We start from the raw sequence: 9,498 nt of genomic DNA on the forward strand, positions 1-9,498 counted from the left end.
CTCGCTCCCATAGGGTTTCGCGTGACCTGTAGGAGCGAGGCTTGCCCGCGAAAGCGGTGTGTCAGGCGACATTGATGTTGGATGTGCCGGCCTCTTCGCGAGCAAGCCCGCTCCCACAGTGGATAGGGGAGCAGGCAAAAAAAAAGCCCCGCATCAGCGGGGCCATAAAGGTGCAGCAGTCATGCTTTCGGGCGGTTGTCCATTACGTGACAGGCTTTGCCCTCGGATCGTTTGATCGAGTGGAACGGCTGCAGGACGATGCGGGTGCTGATGCCGATGTAGGTCTTGATGTGCTTGCTCAGCTCGCCGCACACGGCTTTCTGCTGGTCGTCGGTCAGGTGCTGGTGTTCGGCCTTGAGCTCAACGTGCACGTCGACGGTGTCCAGGTTGCCGTTGCGATGCAGGTGGATTTCGTAGCACTCGGCCAGTTGCTTGATCTTCAGGACCTGCTCTTCGATCTGTGTCGGGAAGACGTTGACGCCGCGGATGATCAGCATGTCGTCGCTGCGTCCGGTGATCTTGTCGATACGGCGCATCGGCCGCGCAGTGCCCGGCAGCAGGCGGGTCAGGTCGCGGGTGCGGTAGCGGATCATCGGCAGGGCTTCTTTGCTCAGGGAGGTGAACACCAGTTCACCCATCTGGCCGTCCGGCAGCACTTCGCCGGTCACCGGGTCGATGATTTCCGGGTAGAAGTGGTCTTCCCAGATGGTCGGGCCGTCCTTGGTCTCGGCGCATTCCATGGCGACACCCGGGCCCATGATTTCCGACAGACCGTAGATGTCCAGGGCGGTGATGCCCATGCGCGCCTCGATGGCGCTGCGCAGTTCGGCAGTCCACGGCTCGGCGCCGAAGATGCCCAGGCGCAGAGCCAGTTTGTGCGGGTCGATGCCCTGACGCTCGATTTCATCGGCGATGTTGAGCATGTAGGACGGCGTGACCATGATGATGTCCGGCTGGAAATCCTTGATCAGCTGCACTTGCTTTTCCGTCTGCCCGCCGGACATCGGGATCACGGTGCAACCCAGGCGCTCGGCGCCGTAGTGCGCGCCCAGGCCGCCGGTGAACAGGCCGTAGCCATAGGAAATGTGCACCTTGTCGCCACGACGGCCGCCCGCGGCACGAATCGAACGGGCCACCACATTGGCCCAGGTGTCGATGTCGTTCTGGGTGTAGCCGACCACGGTCGGTTTGCCGGTGGTGCCGCTGGAGGCGTGCAGGCGCACGATCTCGTTCATCGGCACGGCGAACATGCCGTAGGGGTAGTTGTCGCGCAGGTCCGACTTGGTGGTGAACGGGAACTTCGCCAGGTCCTCCAGGGACTTGATGTCGTCCGGGTGCACACCGGCTTCATCGAAGCGCTGACGGTACATCGGCACGTTGTTGTAGGCGTGGTTCAGGCTCCAGCGCATGCGCTCCAGCTGATGCTGGCGCAACTCGTCGACGCTGGCCGTTTCCAGCGGGTCCAGCACAGGATCAAGCACGGATTGGGAGATTGGCATGTTCATGGTTTCACTCGAATTGTTTTTGTGTTCCAGCCCTTTTGCACAAGGGCTTGAGTGCATGACCCAAGGATACCTCTCGGTTCCTTGGGAATCGCGTTTCTTTAACGGGATAGACGCTCGATGACCAGCGCGATCCCCTGACCTACGCCGATGCACATGGTGCACAGGGCGTAGCGGCCTTGACATTCTTCCAGCTCGTGCAGGGCGGTGGTCACCAGACGTGCGCCGCTCATGCCCAGCGGATGGCCCAGGGCAATGGCGCCGCCGTTGGGGTTGACCCGTGGATCAGTGTCGCCAAGGCCCAGCTCGCGCAGCACCGCCAGACCCTGCGCGGCGAAGGCTTCGTTGAGCTCGATCACGTCCATGTCCTCAAGGCTCAGGTTGGCCAGTTCCAGCACCTTGCGGGTCGCCGGGACCGGGCCGATGCCCATGATTCGCGGTTCGACACCGGCGGTGGCCATCGCCACCACGCGGCCACGGGCGGTCAGGCCGTGACGCTTGGCGACTTCCGGGCTTGCCAGCAGCAGGGCGCAGGCACCGTCGTTGACGCCCGAGGCGTTGCCGGCGGTGATGCTGCCGCCTTCGCGGAACGGCGTGCCGAGTTTGGCCAGCTGTTCCAGGGTGGTGTCACCGCGCGGATGTTCATCCTGCTCGACGATCTTGGCCGGGCCTTTGCGCTGGGGAATTTCCACCGCAACGATTTCCTTGGCCAGACGGCCATTGGCCTGGGCGGCCGCGGCGCGTTGCTGGCTGCGCAGGGCGAAGGCGTCCTGGTCGGCACGGGAAATGTTGAACTGTGCGGCGACGTTTTCCGCGGTTTCCGGCATCGAATCAATGCCGAACTGCTTTTTCATCAGCGGATTGACGAAACGCCAGCCGATGGTGGTGTCGAAGATTTCCGCCTGGCGGGAAAACGCCTGCTCGGCCTTGCCCATCACCAGCGGTGCGCGGGACATCGATTCCACGCCGCCCACCAGCATCAGGCCGGCTTCGCCACTGCGAATAGCCCGGGCCGCGGTGCCGACCGCATCCAGGCCCGAACCGCACAGGCGGTTGAGGGTGGTGCCCGGTACGCTGACCGGCAGCCCGGCCAGCAGCGCCGACATGCGCGCCACGTTGCGGTTGTCCTCGCCAGCCTGGTTGGCGCAGCCGTAGATCACATCGTCGACGCTGCTCCAGTCCACTTGCGGGTGACGGCGCTGCAGTTCGCGCAGCGGCACCGCGCCGAGGTCGTCGGCGCGCACGCCGCTCAATACGCCGGCGTAGCGGCCGATCGGGGTGCGTACGGCGTCGATAATCAGGGCGTCATTCATTCGGGGTCTCCTGCGTCAGCACCGGGCCGCGCACTTTGTAGGATTTGCCGTGGAACAGGGCGATCAACTGACCCTGCTGGTTTTCAATGCGTACGTCGTAGTTTCCGGTGCGGCCCGAGCGGCTCTGCTCGACGCAGTCGGCGCTGAGCGTGTCGCCCAGGCGGGCCGGGGCGATGTAGTCGATGCTGCAACCGATGGCCACTGTCGCTTCGTTATAGCTGTTGCAGGCAAAGGCGAAGGCCGAGTCGGCGAGGGCGAACAGGTAACCGCCGTGGCAGGTGCCGTGGCCCTGGACCATGTCTTCGCGCACGGTCATGCCCACCCGTGAGCAGCCGGGGCCGGCGGACAGCAGGCGCATGCCCATGGCCTGGCTGGCGTTGTCGCGCTGGAACAGGGCCTGCGCGCAGGCGCTGGCCAGGCTCATCGCTTCGTGATTAGTCATGGAAATTCCTCCCTTCGGCGACCAGACGGCGCAGCAGCAGCGACGGCCGGTAGCGTTCTTCGCCATAGCTGGCTTGCAGGTTGTCCAGGGTGTCGAGGATGTGCGCCAGACCGACCACATCGGCCCAGGCCAGCGGGCCTTGCGGGTAGTTGACCCCGGCGCGCATCGCCAGATCGATGTCGGCGGCCGAGGCCACGCCTTGCAGCAGGGCATCGGCGGCTTCGTTGGCGAGCATCGCCACGGTGCGCAATACCGCCAGCGCCGGGCTGTCGCTGAGCAGGCTGACTTTCAGGCCCGCCTGTTGCAGCAGGGCAACACCTTGTTCCAGCGCCAGCGGATCGATACCGGCCGCGTGGCTGATGGCGATGCGTTTGGCGGTGCCGTAATCCAGGGTCAGATCCAGCAGGATCAGGTTGCGCAGGCCGTCTTCTTTCGCACGCTGACAGGCCATGCGCCCGTCGCTCAAGGCCAGCACCGCGTCACCGACCCGCAGCACACCGCGACCATCGCGCTGGATGACGTTGACGCCTTGCTCGCGCAGACGAGGCAGCAGGCCCCGGGCAGCGCCCAGATCGCCTTCCACTACGCAGCATTCCACGCTGGCGCTGCTGGTGATTTCGCGCGCAGGCGGACGCTCGGCGCCCTGGGCGTAGGAGTAGAAACCCTGACCGCTCTTGCGCCCGAAACGGCCACCGTCCACCAGTTCCTTCTGAATCAGCGAAGGCTGGAAGCGGGTGTCCTGGTAATAGGCGTCGAACACCGAGCAGGTCACGGCGTAGTTGACGTCGTGGCCGATCAGGTCGGTCAGCTCGAAGGCACCCATGGCAAAGCCGCCGGCTTCACGCATCAGGGCATCGAGGGTCGGGCAATCGGCGGCGCCTTCCTGCAACAGGCGCAGGCTCTCGGCGTAGAACGGCCGGGCCACGCGGTTGACGATGAAACCCGGGGTGGAGCGGGTGTGTACCGGTTTCTTGCCCCAGGCCTTGGCGGTGTCGTACAGGCATTGCGCAAGTGCCGGATCGCTGGCCAGACCAGAGACGATTTCCACCAGCGCCATCACCGGTGCCGGGTTGAAGAAGTGCAGGCCCAGCAGGCGCTGCGGACGTTGCAGCTGCGCGGCGATGCTGGTGATCGACAGCGACGAGGTGTTGCTGGCCAGAATGCAGTGTTCGCCGCAGATGTCTTCCAGTTGGCGGAACAGGGCGCGCTTGACCTCAAGGTTCTCGACGATGGCTTCGATGATCAGGTCGCAATCGGCCAGGGCTTCGATGGCTTCCACCGCTTGCAGGCGGGCCACGGTGGCGCTGCGCGATTCGGCGGACAGCTTGCCGCTTTCGACGCGCTTGCCCAGTTGCCGGTCCACGCCTTCAATGGCCTGGGCGGCCGCGCCCGGACGGTTGTCCAGCAGCAACACCGGGTGCCCGGCTTGCGCTGCGACCTGGGCGATACCGGCACCCATGGCACCGGCGCCGATCACGGCAACCCGTGCGGTTGTGTTCAGTGCGGTCATGACTCAGCGCCCCTTGAAGCTTGGGGTGCGTTTTTCCATGAAGGCGCTGACGCCTTCGCGGTAATCCTCGCTGCGCCCGGCCAGACGTTGCAGGTCGCGCTCCAGTTCCAGCTGTTCATCGAAGCTGTTGCTCATGCTGGCGTTCAGGCTGCGCTTGATCAGGGCCAGGCCGTAGGTCGGCTGGGTGGCCAGGTGTTGCGCGAGTTTCAGCGCTTCGGCGCGCAGTTCGGCGTCGTCCACGCAGCGGTAGATCAAGCCCCATTGCTCGGCCTGTTCGGCGGTCAGGCGGTTGCCCAGCAGGGCCAGGGCCTTGGCGCGGGCCATGCCGACCAGACGCGGCAGGGTCCAGGTGCCACCGGAATCCGGGATCAGGCCGATCTTGCAGAAAGCCTGGATGAAGCTGGCCGAACGGGCGGCGAGCACCAGATCGCAGGCCAGCGGAATGTTGGCGCCGGCACCGGCGGCCACGCCGTTGACCGCGCAGATCACCGGCATCGGCAGGTCGCGCAGCTGGCGGATCATCGGGTTGTAGAACTTCTCGATGGACTCGCCCAGGTCCGGCACGGCGGCACCCGGCGCGACATTGCGGTCGCTCAGATCCTGCCCGGCGCAGAAACCTCGGCCTTCACCGGTCAGCAGCAGCACGCGCACGTCCGGGTTCTGGCGTACCTGTTTCAGCGCTTCCTTCACTTCGCCATGCATCTGGGTGTTGAAGCTGTTGAGCTGGTCGGGGCGATTGAGGCTCAGCAGGGCGACGCCAGCGTCGATGGAAAACAGGATGTGTTCGAAATTCATGGTCTTGGCGCTCTCTTGGAGGTCGTTCGAATGCGTGGTGACTGGATTACTGGCCAGTGAAAGTCGGTGTGCGCTTTTCCTGGAACGCCGCGATGCCTTCATTACGGTCGCGGGTGCCGGCCAGCACGGTGAAAGCGTGGCGCTCGAAGCGCAGGCCGCTGGCCAGGTCCGTATCCATGGCCTTGAGCAGCGCTTCCTTGGCCAGACGTACCGCCAATGGCGCCTTGGCGGCGATCTGGCGGGCGACCTGCAGGGCGCGTTCGACGGTGAATTCCGGTTGCGTGACTTCGCTGACCAGCCCGGCGCGTTGGGCCTGGCGGGCGTCGATCGGCTCGCCGGTCAAGACCATCTGCATGGCCATGGATTTGCCGACGGCGCGCAGCAGGCGCTGGGTGCCACCGGCACCGGGCATGATCCCCAGGTTGATTTCCGGCTGGCCGAAGCGGGCGTCTTCCCCGGCAATGATGATGTCGGCGTGCATCGCCAGTTCGCAGCCTCCGCCCAGGGCGAAGCCGTTGACGGCGGCGATCAGCGGTTTGTTGAAACGGGTGATGGCCTGCCACGAGGCCTGGCGCGGATCGTCGAGGATGCCGACGAGGTCGCGTTCGGCCATTTCCTTGATGTCGGCACCGGCGGCGAAGGCCTTGCGGCTGCCGGTGATGACCACGGCGCGGGTCTCGGGATCGGCCTGGGCGATGCTCAGTTCGTCCGCCAGTTCGCCCAGCAACTGAGTGTTCAGGGCGTTCAAGGCTTGCGGACGCTGCAGGGTAATCAGGCGCACGCCGGATTCGATGGATTCGACGGCAAGAGTTAGCGGCATTGAAGACTGCCCTCACGGAGCGCGCTCGGCGCTTAGGCCGGCTTGTTATTGGATCGGCCGCAGGGGCCGGTTTTGCCGGAGTATACCTGCAATGTGATACGCAAAAGCAATACTGAAATTGATTTAATGTGTCTTATTGGTCGTGCGCCGCTTTTATAAAGGCAGCTTTCGATGTCGATGTCTCCCAATAAAATGCCCGAATTTATTGGCTTGAGTGCCGGTTCATGCGGGTCAGGTACGTTCGTCCGAAAGGCGGTTTTCAAGTGATACGCTTTTTTGTCTTTGTGCTGGCAAAAGCGATGTGATACAAAATGAGTCAATATCTGCATCGCTTTGTGAAGGAAGCTGCCATGACCTGCTACAGCCTCGATGGCCTGACCCCGGTGATCGACCCCACTGCTTATGTGCACCCGACGGCGGTGCTGATCGGTGACGTGATCATCGGCCCGCATTGCTACGTGGGGCCGCTGGCGAGCCTGCGCGGCGACTTCGGGCGGATCGTGCTGGAGGAGGGCGCCAACCTGCAGGACACCTGCGTGATGCACGGTTTCCCCGACAGCGACACGGTGGTTGAGCGCAATGGCCATATCGGTCACGGCGCGGTGTTGCACGGCTGCCGGATCGGCGCCGATGCGCTGGTGGGCATGAATGCGGTGGTGATGGACAACGCACGCATCGGCCCGCGTTCCTTCGTGTCGGCGGCGGCGTTCGTCAAGGCGGGTTTCGAGTGTCCGGAGCAGTCGCTGGTGATGGGCGCGCCGGCCGGCATCAAGCGCACCTTGAGCGATCAGGAAGTGGCGTGGAAGCAGGCCGGGACGCGGGAGTATCAGCAGTTGGCGCAGCGGTGCCTGGAGCAGATGCGTGAGTGTGAGCCGCTGAGTGCGCCAGAAGCGAACCGACCGCGGATCAGTGACAGCGGCCTGCGTCCGAAGGGCAGTACCTCCTGAACACCAATAACCCTGTGGGAGCGGGCTTGCCCGCGATTGCGGTGGATCAGTGCCAATGATGTCGATTGACACGACCCCATCGCGGGCAAGCCCGCTCCCACAGGTAATGTGCCTTTCGGTATATTCCTTTTCTTTTTTTGCTCGGTACGCCCATGTCGTCCCTGACACCTTTGAACCAACTGATTACGCGCTTCCAGGAGCAGACGCCAATCCGCGCCAGTTCCCTGATCATCACCCTGTACGGTGATGCCATCGAGCCCCATGGCGGGACCGTCTGGCTGGGCAGCCTGATTCAATTGCTCGAACCGATCGGCATCAACGAGCGGCTGATCCGCACCTCGATCTTTCGCCTGACCAAGGAAGGCTGGCTGACCGCCGAGAAAGTCGGTCGCCGCAGTTACTACAGCCTGACCGGTACCGGTCGCCGTCGTTTCGACAAGGCGTTCAAGCGGGTGTACAGCACCAGCATGCCGGCCTGGGATGGTTCCTGGTGCCTGGTGATGCTGTCGCAGCTGACCCAGGACAAGCGCAAGCAGGTGCGCGAAGAACTGGAATGGCAAGGTTTTGGTGCAATTTCCCCGGTGGTGCTGGCCTGCCCGCGCAGCGATCGCAACGACGTCAACGCCACCTTGCTCGACCTCGGCGCCCAGGAAGACACCATCGTCTTCGAAACCACCGCCCAGGACGTCATGGCCTCAAAGGCCCTGCGCCTGCAGGTGCGCGAGAGCTGGAACATCGAAGAGCTGGCGACCCACTACAGCGAGTTCATCCAGTTGTTTCGACCGCTCTGGCAGGCGCTTCGCGAGCAGGAAAACCTGCAACCGGCGGACTGCTTCCTGGCACGGATTCTGCTGATTCACGAATACCGCAAACTGCTGCTGCGCGATCCGCAATTGCCGGACGAGCTGCTGCCCGGCGACTGGGAAGGTCGGGCGGCGCGGCAGTTGTGCCGCAACATCTACCGGTTGATTTACGCCAAGGCCGAGGAATGGCTGAACAGCGCACTGGAAACCGCCGACGGCCCGTTGCCGGACGTGGGCGAGAGTTTTTACCGACGTTTTGGCGGGTTGAAGTAATCCGTCGTCGTTGAAGGAGCGTCGCTGTTCAGGAGAACCCGTGTTTTGCCGTAGACAATAAAAACAAAGCCTGCGTGAGAGGCCTGCCATGATTTCAACAACCGCACAGCGCCAGGATGGGTTCGATCAGTGGATCCATCAGATCAACCAGATCTGTGGCGCCTTCAACGCTCAGCCCCTGGGCGCCGGGTTCGCCGGTCAGATCCGGGAATACCGCAGCGATGCCTTGAAGCTCAGCTTCGTCGATGTCCGCCAGGCGCGGCTGTACCGCACGCCGCGGGAAGTCTCGGCGGGCGAGGGTGGCAAGTACTTCGCGGTGTTCCAGCTCGACGGCACGGCGGGCATGGCCCAGGGCGACGACAGGGTGCTGCTGTCGGCCGGGGACATCACCCTGATCGACGCCGCCAAACCCAGTGATTTCACCTACAGCGACGACTCCCGGCAGTTGTCGCTGATCCTGCCTCATCAACTGGTGGAGCAGACCCTGCGCTTCAGTCAGGTCAAGTGCGGCCAGCGGATCGCCGGGACTTCGCCGATCGCCATGCTCTCGCATCGGCTGATCGTCGAGGCCACGCGCCAGCCGGACATGAGCCGGCAGGAAAGCGAGGCGACCCTGGAGGCGATTGTCAGCCTGCTACGCCCGGCGATCAGCCAGGGCGAGGACTGCACCGACCTGCACGAACGCACCTTCCGCAAGACTCTGAGTTTCATCGACCAGCACATCCGCTCCGAAGAGCTGTGCCCGGAATGGCTGGCTCGGGAAGTCGGCATGTCGACCCGCGGCCTGTACCGGATGTTCGCCAAGAAAGGCCTGGTGGTGGCGCGCTACATCAAGAACCGCCGCCTGGACCTGTGCGCCGAGTCCCTGCGCCAGTCGGGCAAGGAGCAGAAGCTGTCGGTGCTGGGGTATTCCTGGGGGTTCTCGGATTCGAGCTACTTTTCCACGGCCTTCAAAAGCCGCTTCGGCATTGCGCCCGGGGAGTATCGCAAGCAGCATGCGTAGGTGTTTTTGCTCCGATTTCTGTAGGAGCGAGGCTTGCCCGCGAAGAGGCCATCAGATTCAACATTGATGTCGGCTGAAAGCCAGTCTTCG

9 protein-coding genes are annotated in these 9,498 nt (G+C 63.8%); 3 read left to right on the plus strand and 6 right to left on the minus strand.

The genetic code is table 11. The features are described from left to right. Positions 1–179 precede the first annotated feature (179 nt). The 6 genes from paaK to paaF all read right to left on the minus strand — a co-directional run bounded on the left by paaK (position 180) and on the right by paaF (position 6,382). The gene (paaK, locus tag ACW9JE_RS25205; protein WP_224540955.1) at positions 180–1,505 is read right to left on the minus strand and encodes a phenylacetate--CoA ligase PaaK; all 1,326 of its coding nucleotides are present in this window, start codon (positions 1,503–1,505) and stop codon (positions 180–182) included. Between the two features lie 98 nt (positions 1,506–1,603). Next, positions 1,604–2,815, minus strand: a complete 1,212-nt coding sequence (gene pcaF, locus ACW9JE_RS25210; protein ID WP_224540953.1) for a 3-oxoadipyl-CoA thiolase — start codon at positions 2,813–2,815, stop codon at positions 1,604–1,606. Next, positions 2,808–3,257, minus strand: coding sequence for a hydroxyphenylacetyl-CoA thioesterase PaaI (paaI, locus tag ACW9JE_RS25215; RefSeq protein ID WP_224540951.1), 450 nt, complete (start codon positions 3,255–3,257; stop codon positions 2,808–2,810). Before paaI ends, pcaF begins: the two co-directional genes overlap by 8 nt. Continuing rightward, a complete protein-coding gene (gene paaH / locus ACW9JE_RS25220; protein WP_457434278.1) occupies positions 3,250–4,767 on the minus strand; it encodes a 3-hydroxyacyl-CoA dehydrogenase PaaH in 1,518 nt (505 codons plus the stop codon). Before paaH ends, paaI begins: the two co-directional genes overlap by 8 nt. A 3-nt stretch (positions 4,768–4,770) precedes the next feature. Further along, positions 4,771–5,562 carry a 2-(1,2-epoxy-1,2-dihydrophenyl)acetyl-CoA isomerase PaaG gene (gene paaG, locus ACW9JE_RS25225; RefSeq protein ID WP_457434279.1) on the minus strand — a complete coding sequence of 264 codons (792 nt, stop codon included), beginning with the start codon at positions 5,560–5,562 and terminating at the stop codon, positions 4,771–4,773. A 46-nt stretch (positions 5,563–5,608) separates the two neighbouring features. Then, positions 5,609–6,382 (minus strand): 2,3-dehydroadipyl-CoA hydratase PaaF, encoded by a 774-nt coding sequence (gene paaF / locus ACW9JE_RS25230; protein WP_175377657.1) that lies wholly within the window; start codon positions 6,380–6,382, stop codon positions 5,609–5,611. Positions 6,383–6,732: 350 nt separating this feature from the next. On the opposite strand from paaF, the gene paaY reads away from it, so the two are divergent. The 3 genes from paaY to feaR all read left to right on the plus strand — a co-directional run bounded on the left by paaY (position 6,733) and on the right by feaR (position 9,408). Then, positions 6,733–7,329, plus strand: a complete 597-nt coding sequence (gene paaY / locus ACW9JE_RS25235) for a phenylacetic acid degradation protein PaaY (RefSeq protein WP_224540957.1) — start codon at positions 6,733–6,735, stop codon at positions 7,327–7,329. A gap of 152 nt (positions 7,330–7,481) precedes the next feature. Continuing rightward, positions 7,482–8,405 (plus strand): phenylacetic acid degradation operon negative regulatory protein PaaX, encoded by a 924-nt coding sequence (gene paaX, locus ACW9JE_RS25240; protein ID WP_175377659.1) that lies wholly within the window; start codon positions 7,482–7,484, stop codon positions 8,403–8,405. 88 nt (positions 8,406–8,493) lie between these two features. Beyond that, positions 8,494–9,408 (plus strand): transcriptional regulator FeaR, encoded by a 915-nt coding sequence (feaR, locus tag ACW9JE_RS25245; protein WP_224540946.1) that lies wholly within the window; start codon positions 8,494–8,496, stop codon positions 9,406–9,408. The last annotated feature ends 90 nt before the right edge of the window (positions 9,409–9,498 follow it).

The sequence above is a fragment of the Pseudomonas sp. SDO55104_S430 genome (assembly GCF_054070595.1).